At 65.8% G+C, this 260-nt stretch carries 1 pseudogene (running past one end of the window); it reads right to left on the reverse strand.

Annotation, left to right across the window (positions count from 1 at the left end):
- Positions 1-260 (reverse strand): annotated as a pseudogene (locus tag JNK62_04815) (DNA topoisomerase I); it runs 270 nt beyond the window's last position.

A 260-nucleotide genomic window follows, 5' to 3' on the forward strand; every position in this document is an offset into this window, starting at 1 on the left:
GCGCTTCCTGCGCGTTCTTCGACTTGGTGACGTAGACGTTCGGCTTGTCCGGCAGCGCCTGCGTGCCGTAATCGCGCGCGATGACGTCGCGGATCTCGGCCAGCGCGTCCTGCGACAGCGTCACCGAGTCGGTACGCATGTAGCTGATCAGGCCGACGGTGCCTTCCTCGTCGCCGATGGCCACGCCTTCGTACAGCTTCTGCGCCACCTGCATGGTCTTGCGGGTGGTGAAGCCGAGCTTGCGCGAGGCTTCCTGCTGC

The organism is bacterium, from assembly GCA_016789445.1.
In the GTDB taxonomy this organism is placed as follows: Bacteria; Patescibacteriota; Minisyncoccia; order Phycocordibacterales; family UBA2100; genus UBA10103.